The organism is Rhodococcus quanlei (genome assembly GCF_055231015.1).
Map to the genome: position 1 here is coordinate 63,389 of NZ_JBUYWD010000004.1, position 18,889 is coordinate 82,277.

20 protein-coding genes and 1 tRNA gene are annotated in these 18,889 nt (G+C 65.2%); 10 read left to right on the forward strand and 11 right to left on the reverse strand.

The genetic code is table 11. The features are described 5' to 3' along the window. Positions 1-391: 391 nt before the first annotated feature. The 5 genes from ACZI8Q_RS02830 to ACZI8Q_RS02850 all read left to right on the forward strand — a co-directional run bounded on the left by ACZI8Q_RS02830 (position 392) and on the right by ACZI8Q_RS02850 (position 2,622). Positions 392-1,087: a hypothetical protein gene (locus ACZI8Q_RS02830; protein WP_463371982.1), complete on the forward strand. Its 696-nt coding sequence runs from the start codon at positions 392-394 to the stop codon at positions 1,085-1,087. A gap of 9 nt (positions 1,088-1,096) precedes the next feature. Next, positions 1,097-1,612, forward strand: a complete 516-nt coding sequence (locus ACZI8Q_RS02835) for an HNH endonuclease (RefSeq protein ID WP_463371983.1) — start codon at positions 1,097-1,099, stop codon at positions 1,610-1,612. A gap of 24 nt (positions 1,613-1,636) precedes the next feature. Further along, a tRNA-Leu gene (locus tag ACZI8Q_RS02840) sits at positions 1,637-1,723 on the forward strand. Positions 1,724-1,819: 96 nt separating this feature from the next. Continuing rightward, positions 1,820-2,209, forward strand: a complete 390-nt coding sequence (locus ACZI8Q_RS02845) for a transcriptional regulator (protein WP_463371984.1) — start codon at positions 1,820-1,822, stop codon at positions 2,207-2,209. Positions 2,210-2,280: 71 nt separating this feature from the next. After that, on the forward strand, positions 2,281-2,622 hold the full coding sequence (locus ACZI8Q_RS02850; protein WP_463372014.1) for a DUF3817 domain-containing protein: 342 nt from the start codon (positions 2,281-2,283) through the stop codon (positions 2,620-2,622). A gap of 13 nt (positions 2,623-2,635) precedes the next feature. On the opposite strand, the gene rdgB is transcribed toward ACZI8Q_RS02850, so the two are convergent. The 10 genes from rdgB to clpS form a co-directional block, all read right to left on the reverse strand. Continuing rightward, positions 2,636-3,283, reverse strand: a complete 648-nt coding sequence (gene rdgB, locus ACZI8Q_RS02855; protein WP_463371985.1) for an RdgB/HAM1 family non-canonical purine NTP pyrophosphatase — start codon at positions 3,281-3,283, stop codon at positions 2,636-2,638. Continuing rightward, the gene (gene rph / locus ACZI8Q_RS02860) at positions 3,276-4,064 is read right to left on the reverse strand and encodes a ribonuclease PH (protein WP_463371986.1); all 789 of its coding nucleotides are present in this window, start codon (positions 4,062-4,064) and stop codon (positions 3,276-3,278) included. Before rph ends, rdgB begins: the two co-directional genes overlap by 8 nt. A gap of 33 nt (positions 4,065-4,097) precedes the next feature. Then, a complete protein-coding gene (locus ACZI8Q_RS02865) occupies positions 4,098-4,856 on the reverse strand; it encodes a cyclic nucleotide-degrading phosphodiesterase (protein ID WP_463371987.1) in 759 nt (252 codons plus the stop codon). A gap of 123 nt (positions 4,857-4,979) precedes the next feature. Then, a complete protein-coding gene (locus ACZI8Q_RS02870; RefSeq protein WP_463371988.1) occupies positions 4,980-5,636 on the reverse strand; it encodes a rhomboid family intramembrane serine protease in 657 nt (218 codons plus the stop codon). A gap of 73 nt (positions 5,637-5,709) precedes the next feature. Next, positions 5,710-6,672: a PLP-dependent cysteine synthase family protein gene (locus ACZI8Q_RS02875; protein ID WP_463371989.1), complete on the reverse strand. Its 963-nt coding sequence runs from the start codon at positions 6,670-6,672 to the stop codon at positions 5,710-5,712. A gap of 6 nt (positions 6,673-6,678) precedes the next feature. Further along, positions 6,679-6,951, reverse strand: coding sequence for a MoaD/ThiS family protein (locus ACZI8Q_RS02880; protein ID WP_463371990.1), 273 nt, complete (start codon positions 6,949-6,951; stop codon positions 6,679-6,681). Between the two features lie 78 nt (positions 6,952-7,029). Continuing rightward, the gene (locus tag ACZI8Q_RS02885; protein ID WP_463372015.1) at positions 7,030-7,485 is read right to left on the reverse strand and encodes a M67 family metallopeptidase; all 456 of its coding nucleotides are present in this window, start codon (positions 7,483-7,485) and stop codon (positions 7,030-7,032) included. 62 nt (positions 7,486-7,547) lie between these two features. After that, entirely contained in the window at positions 7,548-8,618 is a 1,071-nt protein-coding gene (locus tag ACZI8Q_RS02890; protein WP_463371991.1) for a P1 family peptidase, read from the reverse strand. Beyond that, positions 8,615-9,196, reverse strand: a complete 582-nt coding sequence (aosR, locus tag ACZI8Q_RS02895; RefSeq protein WP_463371992.1) for an oxidative stress transcriptional regulator AosR — start codon at positions 9,194-9,196, stop codon at positions 8,615-8,617. Before aosR ends, ACZI8Q_RS02890 begins: the two co-directional genes overlap by 4 nt. Before the next feature lie 81 nt (positions 9,197-9,277). Further along, positions 9,278-9,577, reverse strand: coding sequence for an ATP-dependent Clp protease adapter ClpS (gene clpS, locus ACZI8Q_RS02900; RefSeq protein ID WP_463372016.1), 300 nt, complete (start codon positions 9,575-9,577; stop codon positions 9,278-9,280). Positions 9,578-9,753: 176 nt separating this feature from the next. On the opposite strand from clpS, the gene ACZI8Q_RS02905 reads away from it, so the two are divergent. The 5 genes from ACZI8Q_RS02905 to ACZI8Q_RS02925 all read left to right on the forward strand — a co-directional run bounded on the left by ACZI8Q_RS02905 (position 9,754) and on the right by ACZI8Q_RS02925 (position 16,230). Further along, positions 9,754-11,073, forward strand: a complete 1,320-nt coding sequence (locus tag ACZI8Q_RS02905; protein WP_463371993.1) for a nicotinate phosphoribosyltransferase — start codon at positions 9,754-9,756, stop codon at positions 11,071-11,073. After that, positions 11,070-11,681: an isochorismatase family protein gene (locus ACZI8Q_RS02910; RefSeq protein ID WP_463371994.1), complete on the forward strand. Its 612-nt coding sequence runs from the start codon at positions 11,070-11,072 to the stop codon at positions 11,679-11,681. Before ACZI8Q_RS02905 ends, ACZI8Q_RS02910 begins: the two co-directional genes overlap by 4 nt. A gap of 9 nt (positions 11,682-11,690) precedes the next feature. Beyond that, complete coding sequence (locus ACZI8Q_RS02915) at positions 11,691-13,739, forward strand: ATP-dependent DNA helicase (protein WP_463371995.1); 2,049 nt, start codon at positions 11,691-11,693, stop codon at positions 13,737-13,739. 65 nt (positions 13,740-13,804) lie between these two features. After that, positions 13,805-14,731: an ABC transporter ATP-binding protein gene (locus ACZI8Q_RS02920; RefSeq protein ID WP_463371996.1), complete on the forward strand. Its 927-nt coding sequence runs from the start codon at positions 13,805-13,807 to the stop codon at positions 14,729-14,731. Continuing rightward, positions 14,728-16,230, forward strand: coding sequence for a hypothetical protein (locus ACZI8Q_RS02925; RefSeq protein ID WP_463371997.1), 1,503 nt, complete (start codon positions 14,728-14,730; stop codon positions 16,228-16,230). The genes ACZI8Q_RS02920 and ACZI8Q_RS02925 overlap by 4 nt, the downstream gene beginning before the upstream one ends. Positions 16,231-16,234: 4 nt before the next feature. Here ACZI8Q_RS02925 and glgP read toward each other — a convergent pair whose 3' ends face one another. Beyond that, a complete protein-coding gene (glgP, locus tag ACZI8Q_RS02930) occupies positions 16,235-18,811 on the reverse strand; it encodes an alpha-glucan family phosphorylase (protein WP_463371998.1) in 2,577 nt (858 codons plus the stop codon). Positions 18,812-18,889 lie beyond the last annotated feature (78 nt).

Here is an 18,889-nt window from a genome sequence, read left to right on the forward strand (position 1 = left end):
GGCGCACGACCTCGGCTCGATCACGAGGATCACGTCGCGAGAGAAGCGTTCTCGACGAGCGCTTCCGGGCCATCCCAGGTTTACACAGAATCATGAGGAGTTCCTCACGTTCGAATGAGAGAAGGTCGCTCCAGCGGCCATAGAACGTGATGCACCTCACACTTCACAACAAAGGTGACTCGTCGGTAATCCCCGAACCCGCAGGCCGTGGACGTGGATGGATGTCCAATAACACGAGGAATTCCTCATGTTGATTGTTACCAATTCGTTATCTTGCGCACGCCGGAGTGTGGCCGCATGACGCACGTCCGGTCATATGTCGGTACATCGCACTAGTGTTCGATCATCGGATCAGCGCAGGCCCGCATCGGGTCACGAAACCGGGGGAAACATGATCAACACGCACGTTCACAATTTGTTGACGTACATATCGGACACGCTGCCGGCAGCCGACGTCACGCTCGGGTACCACCCGAACGAGATCGAAGCCGCGCTTCTCGAAGCCGCGTTCTCCGCACGTGCCCTGTACGGCTCCCCCACCACCGGCGTGCGTGCGGTGCTCGCGCGATGGCACGAGCACCGCGCGGTCGCACAAATCGACAATCTCGACCATCTTGCGGTGTTCGCCGAACACCCGGAACACCTCGTCGCCGTGCTGGGCAACCGGCAACGCGTTCCCGGCAACCACTGCACCAAAGCCGAGGCCGTCGCGCACGCAGCGCGTTCGCTGAGCACCGCGGGCTGTATCCGCGCCGCGGATCTCGCCGACGCAGACCCCGATCGCATCGAAGCCTGCCGGGCCGCCTTCGTCGCAATCCCCGGATTCGGAGGCCGCACCTGGGAGAACTTCACCATTCGACTCGGCTTACTCACCCAGCAAGCAAGCGCAGTTATCGAGGAATTCATTGCGCAGGTTCCCGGTTGCGACGGCCTCGCGGCACCCGCTGCAGCAGGTGCGCCGACGGACGCACTCGTCGCCGCCGCCGCACGGCGTCTTCGAATCACACCGGAATTACTGACCTACGGAATATGGAAGTTCCAACGGGATATCCAGCGGGCCAGTACCCACTCCACCAGGGTGTTGTGAGGCGCGATCGTGAAGTACACGCGAGAAGTACTGCAACGCGCTGTCGACGAATCGACGAGCATCGCAGGGGTGATGAGGTATCTAGGTTTACGGCCCGCCGGAGGACACCAAACACACCTGGGTCGACGAATCCGAAAGTTGGGCATCGATACGTCGCACTTCACCGGTCAAGCGCACGCCAAAGGAAAGCCTGCACGGAATCGATTGGCATACCAAGAGATCCTCATCCGACGGCCACCCGGAAGCGCACGAATCAGACCACATCTCTTGCGCCGAGCTCTCATCGAAGCCGGCGTCCCCTACCGGTGCGCTTCGTGTGGGATAGAGAATCTGTGGAACGGCAAACCATTGACGCTTCATGTCGATCACATTCGCGGCGACCCACTCGACTCGCGTCTGTCGGAGATTCGATTCCTGTGCCCGAACTGCCATACACAGACCGATACGTGGGCGGGCCGGAACTTGATGAGGTCCAAACTCGATCCGCCGGATCGCATCGATCCGAGCGCTTCGGAGTCACCATGATCGATGGCGTAGTGTGTCCCTCGCGCGCGAGTGGCGTAATTGGCAGCCGCGTCAGGTTTAGGTCCTGGTGTCCGAGAGGACGTGGGGGTTCGAGTCCCCCCTCGCGCACCATCGGTCGCAGTTTCGCGGACGCCACCGACATGTGACCCGCACCATAGCTACGGCGCCTCCTAGCAGCGCATTCGATCGTTCGGGTACCGTCGTGGTGTGTCTCGAAACCCCACCCGCCACCGACCGGCACTGATCTTGTTCGTCGTGGTCGGTGCGCTCGGATGCCTCGCGCTCGGGTGGTGGCAATGGGAACGCTTCGAAGCGGTCGGGGGCACCGGCCAGAACCTCGGCTACGCATTCCAGTGGCCACTGTTCGCCGTCTTCCTCGTGTACGCATACCGCCGATTCGTCCAACTCGAGGACAACCCGGAAGACTCTTCCGACCGTCTGTACGCCGAGAACGAACCGCGCGAGATACCCTCCGACCTTCTACCAGACCGACCGAGCGCCCCGCCCGTGGACGACACCGAAGACCCACAGACTGCGCAGTACAACCGCTATCTCGCCGAGCTTGCCGCCCGCGAGGACGATAGGAGCACCACGTGAGCGACGGCCAGAACAGCACCGACGCAGGGGTCGATGTAGACACCTCGGTCGAACCGGCCGCAACAGGCTCCGTGGGCACCGCCCCCGGCACAACGGCCGACACCAAAAAGATTCGGGGGGCACTGCTCCGTTACCGCGTGCTCGCGTACACGACCGGTGTGTGGCTGCTGGTGCTGACGGCCGAGATGGTAGCGAAATACATCTTCAAGGTGGAGGACCTGCCCGGCTGGATCCCCATGGTCCACGGTTGGGTGTATATCGTCTACCTGCTCCTGACTCTCGATCTGGCGGTCAAGGTGCGATGGCCCGTCGGTCGCACCATCAGCACCTTGCTGGCCGGAACCATCCCGTTCCTGTCGTTCTATGTCGAGCACATCCGCACCAAGCAGGTCAAGGACGACTTCGGCATCTGACGCCACCTCGAGCTCAGGGCGTCAGCGCTCGGAGTGCCGGAAGCAGCAGGGCGAGCGCACGACCGCGATGAGACTGCGCGTCCTTCTCTTCGGGGGTCAGCTGAGCAGCCGCCCGAGTCTCCCTCTCCGGAACGAAGATCGGGTCGTAACCGAACCCACCCTCGCCCGCCGGTTCGCGAGCAATTCGCCCGCACCACTCGCCGCGCACGACTGTCTCGGTACCCTCCTGCGAACCACCGGACTCACCCGGGATGACCAGAGCACAGGCCGACATGAATGCGGCGCCCCGACGCTCGTCGGGAACGTCGCCGAGCTGAGCGAGAACGAGGGCGGTGTTCGCGGCGTCATCGCCGTGAACACCCGACCACCTCGCCGAGAGGACTCCGGGCATGGCGTTCAGCGCATCGATCTCGATTCCCGAATCGTCCGCCACACACGCGAGTCCGGTGGCTCGCGCACCGTCACGGGCCTTTGCCAACGCGTTCTCCTCGAACGTCGCTCCCGTTTCGGGTGTCTCCGGGTACTCCGGGACTTTGTCGAGGCCGACCAGTTCGATACCGTTCACACCGGCACTCGACAGCACCCGCTCGAGTTCTCGCAGCTTCTTCGCGTTGCGGCTGGCCACCAGAACCTGAACTGTTCGACCGGCCGGGTCAGGCACCGAACTTCTTCTTTGCCGGCTCCGGATTCTTCGGCTCGGGCAGCTCACCCGGGTAGGGCTCCTCGAGAGCAGCGCGCTGAATCGCGAAGAGTTGTTCGCATCCGGGCATCGCCGAATCGAGCATCTTGTCGAGGGTGCTCCGAGGGAACGTCGCACCCTCGCCCGTTCCTTGGATCTCCACCAGCGTTCCGGTGTCCGTGGCGACGACGTTCATGTCGACCTCGGCGCGGGAATCTTCTTCGTAGGGCAGATCGAGACGCACTCGGCCGTCGACGACTCCGACGCTCACTGCGGCGATCCCGCACGATATCGGCTGTGGGTCCGTCAGTAGTCCGCCGGCACGCAAGTACGTGACGGCGTCGACGAGCGCGACATAGGCGCCGGTGATCGCTGCGGTACGCGTGCCGCCGTCTGCCTGGAGCACGTCACAGTCGATCGCGATGGTGTTCTCTCCGATGGCGGCGAGGTCGATTGCGGCGCGCAGGGAGCGTCCGACCAGTCGGCTGATCTCCTGAGTGCGACCCCCTACCTTGCCCTTGACGGATTCGCGACCGCTGCGTGTGTGCGTGGCTGCGGGAAGCATGGCGTACTCGGCGGTGAGCCAACCCAGGCCAGACCCTTTACGCCAACGCGGAACACCTTCTTCGACGCTCGCAGTGCACATCACGCGCGTGTTGCCGAACTCGACGAGTACCGAACCCGCCGGGTGGGATGTGAAGCCGCGGGTGATCTTGACCTCGCGGAGTTCGTCGTCTGCTCTGCCGTCTTCTCGTGTGGTCACGCAGTGAGCCTAGCCGCATGCACACACTGCCCGTCAGATGGTGTACACGCTCCCGCTCGAGACGGCGTGCACAGGTCCCGAGTACTCGGCCTTCGCCTCGGCGATCACGTCCTCCCTCGATGTCCACGGCGGAATGTGGGTGAGCAGCAACGATCCCACCCCCGCCAGCGTGGCAACCCGGCCTGCTTCGGTTCCCGACAAGTGGATACCTACCGGACGGTTCGGACTGTGAGTCCAGGACGCCTCGGCCAGTAGCACGTCGGCGCCACGGGCGAGGTCCACCACCTCGTTGCACATGCCGGTGTCACCGGTGTATGTCAGCGTACGGCCGTCGCGGTCGGTGAATCGGAATCCGTACGCCTCCGGCGGGTGGAACACCCGACGCGCCTCCACAGTGAGCCCCCCGAGTGTGACCGGTTCGTGCTCGGACCAGATACGAAGGTCGATGGTGTCCGAGATGTCGTCCACCTCTCCCCCGCATTCGGCGGAAGCCACACCGATCCGTGTCGCTGTGTCCGAGGGCCCGTAGATCAACGCCCTCCCGGCGGGCGGGTTCGGGTGGTACCGACGCCAGACCAGCAGTCCCGGCAAATCCAGACAATGGTCGGCATGGAGGTGGCTGAGCAGAATCGAGACTTCACTCGGGTCCGCGTATCGCTGGAGGGCACCGAGAACGCCGGGGCCGAAGTCGACCACGACGGGTGGCGAATCGGGGGCCGAAACCAAATAGCCCGATGCAGGCGAGTCCGGTCCGGAGACGCTGCCCGAACATCCCAGGACGGTAATGCGCATACCCGCCATGCTGCCACGACACGGCGTCCGTCAAAAAGCTTCCGGAGCAATTGGCGAGTCGGACTCACAGTGACGGCACGACTGTGACGTGCTCGATCAAGGGTCGAACTGTGACGTGGCCGATCAAAGACCGAACTGTGTCGGTGTTCGCTTCTCGACCCGATTTCGCTCTTTCCGTGCGTCCGAGGACAGAAGCCACGCCGCGATCACGCCGCCGATCGCCCCGAAGAGGTGACCCTGCCACGACACGGTGGGTTGCGACGGGAACACACCCCACAGCAATCCACCGTAGACGAAGAACACCGCCACACCGAGAAGGATCTGACCGAAACTACGCGTGAAGAATCCACGCACCAGCAGATACGCGAGCCAACCGAAGACGAGGACAGACGCACCGATGTGGTTGGAGTAGCCACCGGCCGTGAGCCACGTCCCGAAACCGCCCACCAGCCAGATGATTCCGGTAGCGGCCAGACCGCGGGCGATACCGGACAGCAGGACGAGGAACCCGAGTACCAGCAGCGGAATCGTGTTCGAGAACAGGTGATTCCAGTCGTCGTGGAGAACCGGTGCGAAAAGAATTCCCCACAGGCCGTCGAGCGAGCGAGGTGCCACACCGTTGCGCTCCAACGTCTCGCCGGACAGCACGTCCACGATCTCGATGACGTAGAGCATCATGGTGAACCCGCCGACGAGGACCGCGGCCTGCTGCCAGAGCGGCCTTTCGACAGGGGATTGCGACGGCTTCCCGGACCGACTCGGCTCTATCGGGGACGTCATGACATGCTCGCCGTTACTCTCGAACTCACCGGCGCTCTCGAGCTCACCGGCACGATCGATCTCACTGATGCACTCAGGCCCACAGTTGCCCCTCCAAAGCTCGTTCGGCATCTTCGATCGTACCTTCGTACGCACCGGTCGACAGATACTTCCACCCACCGTCGGCGACGACGAATGCGATGTCGGCCGTCCGGCCCGCATCCTGCGCCTTGCTGCCGGCACGAAGTGCGGCGTGAAGGACTGCCCCCGTGGATATTCCAGCGAAGATGCCTTCGTACTCGACGAGTTCACGCGTCCTGCGAACCGCATCACCCGGGCCGACCGAGAATCTCGAAGTGAGAACGGACTCGTCGTACAGCTCGGGAACGAACCCCTCGTCGACGTTACGAAGTCCGTACACCTGCTCCCCGTATCTGGGCTCTGCCGCGATGATCTGCACCCCCTGGACCCGTTCTCGCAGATAGCGGCCCACACCCATCAGCGTTCCGGTGGTCCCGAGCCCTGCCACGAAATGGGTGATCTCGGGAAGGTCCTGGAGGAGCTCCGGCCCGGTCGTATCGTAATGTGCGGACGCGTTCGCGGGGTTGCCGTACTGGTAGAGCATCACCCATTCCGGGTTCTGCGCCGCCATGCTCCGGGCCACCGCGACCGCCTGGTTGGATCCTCCCCGTGCCGGAGAATCGACGATTCGGGCACCGAACATCGTCAACAGTTGGCGCCGTTCCACGGACGTGTTCTCGGGCAGCACACAAACGAGTCGGTATCCCTTCATCCGCGCCGCCATCGCCAGGGAGATTCCGGTGTTTCCGCTCGTGGGTTCGAGAATGGTCGCGCCGGGTCGAAGTCGACCGTCCCGTTCCGCTTCCTCGATCATGCGCAGCGCCGGCCGATCCTTCACCGAACCGGTGGGGTTGCGGTCCTCGAGTTTCGCCCACAACCGGACGTGGGCAGGACCGTCCCAGGCCGGGGAAAGCGACGGCAGTCCGACGAGCGGCGTACCTCCGAGAGCCTCGAGCAGGGATCCGAATCTCGCCACCGGACTTCATCCTCCGGCGACTGCCGGCAGAATCGTCACCGAGTCACCGTCGGTTATCTCGGTGTCCAGCCCGCCGGAGAATCGGACGTCCTCGTCGTTGACGTACACGTTGACGAATCGATGCAGCCGACCGTCGTCGACGAGGCCGTCCTTCATCCCGCCGTAGTTGGCTTCCAGATCTTCGATGACCGCGGCCAGGGTCGACCCGGCTGCGGTGACGTGCTTCTCGCCGCCGGTGTGTGGTCGCAGAATTGTAGGGACAGATACGGTCACAGCCATGTCGAACTCCTGAAAAGGTTGAGGAGAGCCGAATCTCGGGTGATCGTCCCGGGGTCGGATCAGGAATTGCCGATTCCGTCACGCCTTGTCGGGAACGTCCGCGACCGACGTGTGTGCGAATTTGTAGCTCTGCACGACATCCACCCGTTCCTCGGTGACGACCCCGTCACGGATCCGGTAGCTACGCAGTTCGTGATCGTGCGGGTTGCGGGTGCCGATCAGGACATAATGGGAATCAGGTTGCGACGCCAGTGCGACGTCGGTGCGACTCGGATACGGTTCGGTCGCCGTGTGCGAATGGTAGATCACCACCGGCACCTCGTCCGCGGAGTCCATTGCCCGCCACACCTTCAGTTGCTCGGCGGAATCGAAGCGGTAGAACGTCGGGGATCGTTCCGCGTTGATCATGGGTATGTGCCGCTCGGGACGGTCCGAGCCATCCTGCCCGGCAAGCACACCGCATGCCTCGTCCGGGTGATCCTCCCGCGCATGTGCGACCATTGCGTCGACCAGGTCCGATCGGATCACGAGCATGCGTTTCACCTCCGTCTTCGCCATGGTAGGGCGGTACCGTGGAGTGTGCCAGAGTGTTGCGTCTACGCGTGAACGAACGCAGACGGAAACAGTTCGCGATAGCTGGGGATTCCGGCCACCGAGGTGGCACTCAGAACGGCGTCGACGATCGCGCGCTCGACCACCTGCGCGGCACGACCGGTGAGCGCGTCCAGCAGAGCCAGATCACCGGGAAACGCTCCACTCGAGCTTTCCGGACCGGCCTTCGTTCCGGTTGCCAGCGCAAAGATGGTGTCTCCGTCAAGCGGTGAATGCGCTGGGCGAATAGCGCGGGCCAGCCCGTCGTGTCCGGCCACCGCGAGCCTCCGGCAGCCTGCCTTGCTCAACGGCGCATCCGTAGCGACCACCCCGATCGTGGTGTTCAGCACCGTCCCCTTCGGGGAAAGCGCCTGCGCGACCTCGAGTTCCCGCGAAAGCGGTACGCGCAAACCGAACAGATCCGGCCCTTCGGTTCCGACGCCCCAGGGCAGTCCGGTGCGTGGGTCGAAGACCGAGCCCACCGGATTGACCACCATCAAGGCCGACACGGTGAACCCCTCTGCGACTCCGGCATCGACCACCACGCTCGCGGTGCCGACACCACCTTTGAGCGCACCTGCACGCGTACCGACACCCGCTCCCACAGTGCCGGAGACGACAGTGTTCGCCGCGCTGCTCGCCGCGCGGTACCCGAACTCCGGGTTCGGTCTGCTTTTCCAGTCCCCTACCGGCAAATCGAACACCACTGCAGCGGGCACTATCGGCACCACCGAACCGGACGAGCCCATCGGAACACCATGACCATGCTCTTCCAGCCAGCGCATCACACCGTCGGCCGCAGAGAGGCCGTAGGCGCTGCCACCCGCGAGGACGATCCCGTGAACGTGCTGCACGGAATGACTCGGATCGAGTAGGTCCGTCTCACGCGTACCCGGTCCACCGCCTCGCACATCGACTGCGCCGAGCGCACCCGTCGGAGCCAACACGACGGTGCATCCCGTGGCACTGCCCGAACCGGGGGCCGACTCCGATGCAACCGTGACATCACAGCCGAGTTCATGGGCATGTCCGACCAACAGACTGTCGACGTCGGTGAGTCGGCCGAGTCCGCTCACGACATCAGAACCTGAACCAGCGAATCCTGCATCCACGTCAACCAGTGGTACAGATCGAGATGCGGGGCGCGCGGATCGTTCTCGTCGAGTTCGTCGGGGGTGTCCGCGTCGATACCGAGGTTGGTTCCCAACGCGAGACGCACGTCGTTGAGCGCGGTGAGCCACGCATCCGCCTGCTCGGGAGTCAGCAGAATCTTCCCGCCGGCCTCGGGAACAGTGGCCAGGATTACCGACCCGGCTGCCAGTTTCGTATCGATGATGTCGGGTTCGTGGAGACCCCGGAGCGCCCCGTTGACGTCGGCGCGAGAATCCGAGGCATCGATTCCACCAGGATCCTGGTCCGGCCGGTGAAAGTCGGGAAGCAACCGGGCCAAGACCTCGTCGTCCGGTGCGGCGGTATTACCCGATCTGATCCCGGTGATCGCGGCAAGTTCGTCGTCCGGAGCCGACCCGGCCCGCTCTTCGAGCAGGCCGAGCACAGACGACACGAGAGACCGCAGCACGGTGGCCTCGTGAGGGTCCATGTCGGAACGGAACTTCACCCCGCCGAGCGTGTTCTTTCTCGTCCACATCCGCACGTCTTTACCTGATGTCCTCACTGCCGTTAGGCGGTAATGGTCTCGCGCTCGATTCTCCCCCGCAACGCCCGACGAATCGCCTCAGGTGTCGTCGCGCTGCATCGTGGCCCACAGCCCGGCCGCGTGCAGTCTCCGGACGTCGTTTTCCATCTTGTCTCGCGAACCGCTGGAGACGACTGCCTTGCCCTCCGAATGAACCTTCATCATCAGGTCGGTGGCCTTCGCCTTGCTGTACCCGAACAGCTTCTGAAATATGTACGTCACGTAATGCATCAGGTTCACGGGGTCGTCCCACACCACGGTCACCCAAGGCCTGTCGATCGCCTCGTCGAACTCGACGATTTCGGATTCCACAGGGGTGGCCTGCGGCGATGCGGGCATCGAACCCATCGGGGTTCGGGCCGCACGCAGCACGCACACGGGCATGAAGTCCTGAGCGTCGCTCATTGTGGAACTCGGAGCCATATCCCAAGACTACGACGGCCGGGAACGACACAACAGGGCAGGCTTCGCAGACCAACCTTTCGGGCTCGCCGTTGCGGCCTACAGTGCCAAGTGTGACTCCCTATGGCGACAGCACCGCGTTGTTCACCGATCAGTACGAACTCACGATGCTGGCGGCCGCCCTCGCCGACGGCAGCGCAGCACGGCAATGCAGCTTCGAGGTGTTTGCACGACAGCTTCCGGGCGGTCGCCGCTACGGCGTCGTCGCCGGAACGGAACGGCTCATCGAGGCGATCTCCCGCTTCCGGTTCGGTGACGACGAACTGGCGGTGGTGGCGAAGTTTCTCGACGACGACACCGTGCAGTGGCTGGCGAACTATCGATTCACCGGTGACATCGACGGCTACCGCGAAGGCGACCTCTACTTTCCCGGTTCTCCGATTCTGTCGGTCCGGGGATCGTTCGCGGAGTGCGTGCTGCTCGAAACTCTCACGTTGTCGATCCTCAACCACGACAGCGCCATCGCCGCGGCGGCGGCGCGCATGGTCAGCGCGTCGGCTGGGCGCCCGATGATCGAGATGGGTTCGAGGCGCGCCCACGAGGAGTCTGCGGTCGCCGCCTCACGGGCCGCCTACCTTGCCGGGTTTGCACACACCTCGAACCTGGAGGCCGTGCGCCGGCACCGTGTGCCCGGCGCCGGCACCAGCGCCCACGCATTCACACTGCTGCACACCACCACTTCCGGCCCGGACGAGGCCGCAGCCTTCCGTGCGCAGGTCGATTCACTGGGTGTGGGCACCACGCTCCTGGTCGACACCTACGACATCACAGACGGCGTGAATACCGCGATCGCTGTCGCGGGCACCGAGTTGGGCGGCGTGCGCATCGATTCGGGCGACCTGGGGGTGCTCGCCGGGCAGGTTCGACGGCAACTCGACGATCTGGGCGCGACCTCCACGAAGATCGTGGTCTCGGGCGATCTCGACGAATACGCGGTCGCGGCGCTTCGCGCCGAACCCGTCGACGTGTACGGGGTGGGCACTTCGGTAGCGACCGGTTCGGGAGCACCCACCGCCGGGATGGTGTACAAACTCGTGGAGGTCGACGGGATTCCCGTCGAAAAGCGCAGCACGAACAAGGTCTCGCGCGGTGGCACCAAGCACGCGGTTCGGCTTGCTCGCAGCACCGGCACAGTTGTGGAAGAAATCGTGTACCCGGCTCTCGGAGCGGTCCCCGACACCGGCGGCCTCGACGCCCGCGAGCTGTTGATTCCCCTGATGCGAGGCGGCGCGGTCGTCGATGGCCTGCCTACACTCGAAGGTAGTAGGGCCCTGTTGGCCCGCGCTCTGGTCAGCCTCCCTTGGGAGGGGCTGAAGCTCTCGCGTGGTGAGCCGGCGATCCCGATCCGGTTCACAGGAAGGACGCACTCGTGACTGCCCGTGCACTCGTCATCGTCGACGTCCAGAACGACTTCTGCGAAGGCGGGGCACTCGCCGTGGCAGGTGGCTCCGACGTTGCCACGGCAGTGACGTCACTGATGAAGTCGAACCATTACGACACGATCGTTGCCACCCGCGATCATCACATCGACCCGGGCGCACACTTCGCGGACGACCCCGATTACGCGGACACCTGGCCGGCCCACTGCGAGGCCGGCACTCCCGGCGCCGAGTTTCACCCGAGCTTCGACGCGAGCGGCGCACACGCGGTCTTCTCGAAGGGCGCGTACACGGCCGCGTATTCCGGATTCGAGGGGTCGACCTCAGCCGACGAACCACTCGCCGACTGGTTGCGCGACCGCGGCATCACCGACGTGGACATCGTGGGGCTCGCGACCGATCACTGTGTGAAGGCGACGGCCCTCGACGCGGTACGTGAAGGTTTCGCAACGACCGTCCTGCTCCCCTATACGGCCGGCGTCCTCCCCGCCACCACGGAAGCCGCACTCGTGGAGCTGTACGCAGCGGGGGTAACGCTGCGCGGGCGCGACGCGGCGACTCCTTCGGACCGCGTCACCATCGCCGACGTCGGACGCGAGTAACCTGCTCGGGTGGCCGAACAACTCCCCAACGTCCCCGAACTGCTCCGATCCGCAGTCCGTTCGCTGGGTGGTGCCGAACGCTCGAATCAGTTGACGATGGCCTCGGCGGTCGCGCATTCGATCGATACCGGGGAGCATCTGGCCGTGCAGGCCGGCACCGGAACGGGTAAGTCGCTGGCCTATCTGGTGCCCAGTGTTCGGCACGCCGTGGAGTCGGGAAAGACCGTGGTGGTATCGACGGCGACGATCGCCCTGCAGCGACAGTTGGTCGAGCGAGACCTCCCACGGCTGGCGGGGGCTCTCACGTCCGATCTGGGCCGAGAGCCCAACTTCGCCATCCTCAAGGGGCGCAGCAATTACCTCTGCATGAACAAGATCCATTCCGGGACGGCGGACGAGCCGCCGGAGGACGAGCTGTTCGACCCCTTCGCCGTGTCCAGGCTCGGCCGCGAGGTCCAACGCCTCACGGAATGGTCGTCCGATACCGAAACCGGTGACCGTGACGATCTGGTCCCGGGAGTGTCCGACAAGGCGTGGCGCCAGGTGAGCGTCACCGCGCGTGAATGCCTGGGCAAGTCCCGATGCCCCGTCGGGGAGGACTGCTTCGCGGAACGAGCGCGCACCGAGGCGTCACGTGTCGACGTGGTGGTCACCAATCATGCACTGCTCGCGATCGACGCCATCACCGGAGTCGCGATCCTTCCCGAACACGACGTGGTGGTGATCGACGAGGCGCACGAACTGGTCGACCGCGTCACGAACGTGGCAACAGCAGAACTCGGCGCCGGGACCATCACGGCGGCAGCCCGACGTTGCACGAAATTGGCCGAAGAACAGGACGTCGACAAGCTCGACGCGGCGGCAGAGGGATGGGCGGACCTTCTCGAGTACACGGCGCCCGGCCGTTGGGAAACATTGCCCCACGGTGCCGGGCACGCTCTGGCCGCCGTCCGTGACGCTGCGTGGGCGTTGCGGACCGCGATCGGCCCGTCTCGCCCCGGCATGGCGATCAGCGATCCCGAAGCTGCGGCCGCACGCAACGCCGCACGCGTGGCGGTCGAGGAAGTACACGACAGCGCGGTGCGCGTGCTGAGCACCTTCGAGGAGCCCGACCCTGCCAAACGCAAAGACGTGGTGTGGCTCGCGGCAGACGAGAACCGCGGAAACGTGCGCCGGGTGGTCCGGATGGCCCCGTTGTCCGTGGGCGGAGTGCTGAGGTCGAGGCTGTTCGCCGAGTCCACTGTCGTTCTCACGTCGGCGACGCTGACCGTGGGCGGCTCGTTCGACGGGCTGGCCGTCAACTGGGGTCTCCCTGCAGAATCGCCGGTACAGAGCAATCCGGCAATGGCCGTCGGCACGGAAGCTCCGTCCGACGTGTCCGCACTCAAATGGAACTCGCTGGACGTGGGCTCCCCGTTCGACCACGCGAGTTCGGGAATCCTGTACGTGGCCAAGCATCTTCCCGCGCCCGGTCGTGACGGCCTGGTGCCGTCGTTTCTCGAAGAGATCGCCGAACTGGTCACCGCGGCCGGTGGCAGAACACTCGGACTGTTCTCGTCGATGCGTGCTGCGAAGGCCGCAGCCGAAGCCATGCGGGAACGACTCGACACGCCGGTTCTGTGTCAGGGCGACGACGCCACCGGAACACTGGTGAAGGCCTTTGCGGAGGACGAATCCACTTCCTTGTTCGGCACGCTGTCCTTGTGGCAAGGCGTCGACGTGCCCGGCCCCTCCCTGAGCCTCGTGATCCTCGACCGTATCCCGTTTCCACGCCCGGACGATCCGCTGTTGGTTGCCCGCCAGCGTGCCGTGGAATCACGCGGCGGGAACGGCTTCTTGTCGGTTGCTGCGAATCACGCGGCACTGCTGCTTGCGCAGGGCGTAGGCCGCCTGTTGCGCAGTGTGGACGACAAGGGTGTCGTTGCCGTACTCGACTCCAGGCTCGCGACCGCGCGGTATGCCGGTTATCTGCGAGCATCGCTGCCACCGTTCTGGGAGACCTCGAACCCTGACGTGGTGCGCAAGGCTCTGGGCAGAATCCGCGACTCACGCCCCTGAACCCGGTACACCGAACGCCCCGGACTGATGCGGTACCCGGCGGACCCCCGACTTATGCTGGCCCAATGGATTCTGCCATTTCCGTCAGCGGGCTCACCAAGAAGCTCGGCGACACTCGAGCCCTGAACGGCCTCGACTTGGAGGTGAGGAAGGGCGGAACACACGGCTTGCTCGGCCCGAACGGTTCCGGCAAGACCACGACCATCCGAACTCTGACGGGTCTGGTGCGCGCGGATTCCGGGACGGCGCAGGTCTTCGGTCACGACGTATGGCACGACTCGCCCGCCGCCCGTCGGCTGCTCACCTACGTCCCCGCCGACGTCACCCTCTGGCCCCGCCTCACCGGCGGAGAAGCGATAGCAGCACTCGGCCGGTTGCGCGGCGGCACGGACACCGAGCGTCAGCGAGGGCTGATCGAGCGCTTCGGCCTCGACCCCACCCGTCGCGGGCGCACGTATTCGCCAGGAGACCGCCGAAAGGTCGCACTGATCGCCGCGTTCGCCGCGGATACCGAGCTGCTTCTCTTCGACGAACCGACCACCGGCCTGGACCCACTGACTCAGGCGGTCTTCGCCGAATGCATCGCCGAGCACGCCGCTCGCGGGCGCACCGCTCTGATCACGAGTGATTCACCCGCCGACATCCAGCGCTCGTGCACGTCCGTCACAGTGATCCGGGACGGACACACCGTCGTAGAGGGGATGCTCAGCGAACTGGAGCAGTTCACCCGGACCACGATCACTGCGACAACCCGCATCGGGCCGACTCCCATCGGCAATGCGCCGGGTGTGCACAACCTGCGCCGAACCGATGCCCCGAACACCGTCGTCTTCGACGTCGATGCCGATCAGATCGATCCGGTGATGACGACGCTGACCGGACTCGGAATCGTGTCGATCTCCGCCGCCGCACCGACCCTCGCCGACGTGTTCCTCCGCGGATCCGCCGACGATTCGCACACCACCGCCGTGACCCCAGGGACTACACGGTGACCCGATTCGCCGGCCCGGCGGTGACCCGATTCGCCGGCCCGGCGGTGACCCGATTCGCCGGCCCAGCGGTCCTGGCAGGGTTATCGCTCCGTACCGACCGACCTCGCATCGCAGCGTGGAGTCTCGCGATCGCGTTCGCAGGTTTCCTGCTGGCCTCCCGGAGTTCGGCAGCCGACACCTCCATCGAACTCGCAGCCGTGCTCGCGGTTCTCGTCGCGGTGATGGCTGTCCTTCTGGTGACGCCACACCTGCGCGGCGCCGAGCAGTCCGGGCGTCTCGAGTTGGCGAGCACCGGCATCGTCGGCCGTTATGCATCTCTCACCGGCGGTCTGGCATCCGCGGTCACAGCCGTCGTGTGTACGAGCGCTTTCCTCGTCGTGGCACTCGAATCCACCGGCTCCGGTTTCGCATTTTCGGCGAGGCTGGCGGCCGGAACCCTTGTCGTGGGTCTGCTTTTCGCCGCGCTTGCAGCCCTCGTTTGTCAGCATGTCGAGGATGGTGTCGCCGTGAACGGCCTGTCCCTGATCGCGATTGCAGCGGCCGGGATGCTGCGCGCTGTCGGACCCGCACCGGACGGCGACGGCGTCGGGCTCCTCGGGTGGCTGTCACCGTTCGCCTGGTCGTCGGAAATGGGCCCGGTCGAACACCCGCAATGGTGGCCACTTCTCATCGGTGCGATCGTTACCGTGGCACTACTCGTCGGCACCTACTGGTCGGCTGGGCGGCGTGACCTCGGAGTCGGGGCGCACGGGCACCCCAACGGCGGCGAACCCCGCCACCCGGGCGCACTCTCCCTCGCCCTTCTGGGACGGCAGTGGCCCCTGATCGGGTGGAGTTCGGGCGTACTCGGCATCTCCTTCGCGGCCGGAACCCTCGCGGGTCGGGCACCCGAGTTCACCGGCGCAGACGCCGATTTCGAGACTTCGTCGGGGCTGTTTCTCAGCCTCGTCGCCCTGCTGTCCGCCGCGTACACCGTGATCGCCGTACGACGAATCGTCCACGACGAAGAGAGCGGAGCGACGGACGCGATACTGTCCGCTGCGCTGTCCCGGTCTGGTTGGTTCCGAACCCAGATGATGGTCACTGCCGGGGGCGCAACCTGCCTCACGATCATCGGCGGTATCGGGTTCGCCATCGCGGCCGCGTCGGCGCGCTCCGAGGCTGCCGCCGTGTGGAGCTCGCTCGTGGGGACACTTCATCTGCTTCCCGCGCTCGCCGTGATCATCGGTATGGCTGCGTGGTGCTACGGCCATGCACCGCGCGCTGTGAACGGGCTGTGGGTCTACCTCGTATACGTCACCTTTATCACACTGTTCGGTGACGACGTGCCCGAGTGGGCGGCCATCCTGTCGCCGTTCGCCCAGCTGCCGCTTGTGCCTGCCGAGCCGTTCGCTGTGGGGCCACCCGTCGCGCTCGCAGCCATCGGGACAGTACTGACCGTCCTGGGGGCGGAAGGATTCCGTCGCCGCGACATCGGATACTCGGGCGTCCGAGCCTGACCCCTCAGGCGGTCGTCACCAAGCCCAGCTCGGCGGGGTCGGCGAGGAGCGGATGCCGGGGCAACACACGCACTGTGTACCCGACAGAGCCCGATAGCGGGAGCGCAATATCGGCGACGAACAGCGCGCCTGCGTCGTCGGACGCGACAAATGTCATCGGCGCCGTCACCACGTCGGTCAGTTCCTCGGATTCGGCGACCCGTCCGATCACCGCTTCGACCGACACCTCACTGCGGTCGAGATCACCCAGTCGAACCCGAGCCCGCACCGAAAGATTCGCACCGATCTCCGGCGAATCCGGTAGTCCCGAGGCGTCGACCCGCGCAACGGCAACCGACGGCCACGCATCGACCACACGCTGCCGGAAGTCCGCGAGCTGCCGGGCGCCCACGTAATCGTTGCAGACCACATCAGCGCGCGACCGAGTCGCACGAGCGTAGTAGTCGACCGTGTAGTCGCGCACCATTCGCGAGGCGAGAACCTGCGGGCCGAGACTTTCCAACGTGTGGCGAACCATCTCGACCCAGCGTTCGGGCACACCGTCGGGTCCGCGGTCGTAGAACCGGGGTAGCACGGATGCTTGGAGCAGTTCGTACAACGCGGATGCCTCCAGGTCGTCCCGGCGCACCTCGTCCTCGACTCCGTCCGCAGTGGGAATCGCCCAGCCGTTGGCACCGTCGAACATCTCGTCCCACCAGCCGTCGAGGATGGACAGGTTGAGACCGCCGTTGAGTGCCGACTTCATCCCGGACGTGCCGCAGGCCTCGAGCGGGCGCAGCGGGTTGTTCAACCACACGTCGCACCCCCAATACAGGTAGCGCGCCATCGACATGTCGTAATCGGGCAAGAACACGATGCGATGGCGTACATCGGCCGCGTCGGCGAAACGGACGACCTGTTGGATGAGCGCCTTCCCACCATCGTCGGCCGGGTGAGACTTACCGGCGACCACGAGTTGCAGAGGCCGCTTCTCATCGGTGAGCATCGCGCGCAGCCGCTGCGGATCTCGGAGCATCAACGTCAACCGCTTGTACGTGGGGACGCGCCGCGCGAACCCGACGGTCAGGACGTCCGGGTCGAACACCGAGTCGGTCCAACCGAGTTCTGCATCGGCCGCCCCCCGCTCGATCCACGAGGCTCGAACCCTGCGACGCACCTCTTGCACCAGCTTGCGACGCAACCGATTTCGTGTGGACCAGAGTTCGTCCGCGCAGACATCGCGCAGTCGCTCCCAGCCCCGCGCCTCTTCGACCGCCTCGGGCCCGACGATCCGGCGCGCCAGATCCATCCATTCCGGTGCGGCCCAGGTGGGCGCATGGACGCCGTTGGTGACCGAACCGATGGGCACCTCGTCCTCGTCGAATCCCGGCCACAACGGTCGGAACATGTCTCGGCTGACCTCGCCGTGCAGCTTCGACACGCCATTGGCGCGCTGAGCCAGCCGCAACCCCATGTGGGCCATGTTGAACAAGGACGGATCCGGCTCACGCCCCAACCCGAGGACGCGATCGACGGTCAATCCGGGCAGCAGGGTCGATTCGCTCTCGCCGTTGCTGCCTCCGAAGTATCGGCGCACGAGATCGACCGGGAAGCGGTCGATGCCGGCGGGAACCGGCGTGTGCGTCGTGAAGACCGTGCCCGCACGAACCGTCGCGAGCGCCGAGTCGAAATCGAGTCCTTCACCGGCCACGAGTTCGCGGATCCGCTCGAGCCCGAGGAAACCGGCATGTCCCTCGTTCATGTGAAAAACGTCCGGGTCCGGCAAGCCGTGCGCCCGCGTGTAGGCGCGCACCGCACGCACACCCCCCACCCCGGCCAGGATCTCCTGCTTGATCCGGTGATCCTGATCCCCACCGTAGAGCCGATCCGTGACCCCGCGCAGCTCGGCATCGTTCTGCTCGATGTCCGAATCCAGGAGTAGCAGCGGAATGCGCCCGACCTGGGCGACCCAGATTCGTGCGCGCAACACACCGCCACCGGGCATCGCGACGTGAATCAGCACCGGCGCGCCGTCCGCGGAAGAGTCGGTCAGCAAATGCAGCGGCAGACCCTGCGGATCGTGTGCCGGGTAGTGCTCGGCCTGCCAGCCGTCGACGGTCAGCGACTGCCGGAAATACCCCGACCGGTACAGCAGGCCCACCCCGATGAGCGGCAGGCCCAGATCGGAGGCAGCTTTGAGGTGATCTCCCGCCAGGATGCCGAGGCCGCCGGAGTAGTTGGGGAGAACCTCGCTGACACCGAACTCCATGGAGAAGTAGGCGATACTGTTCGCTGCCGGTTGACTACGACCCTGATACCACCGTGGGCGTGCCAAATACTCTTCGAGATCCGCCTGGGCAGCATCCAGATCCTCGAGGAAATCGGGATCCTCGGACAACTCGTCGAGCCGTGACGGCGCGACTTCGCCCAGCATGCGTACCGGGTCACAGCGCACTTTTCGCCACAGCTGCGCGTCGAGTCGCTCGAACAATTCCTGGGTCGGCGGGTGCCACGACCACCGCAGATTGGTCGACAGTGGCCCCAGTGCGGCAAGGCGCCCGGGAAGATGAGCTCGGACAGTGAACCGACGCAAGGCTTTCACCTGGCGAACACTACCCACAACGCGCTTGGCGCGCCGGTACCCAACACACCTGGGTACAGGTACCGCGGGTGACGACGA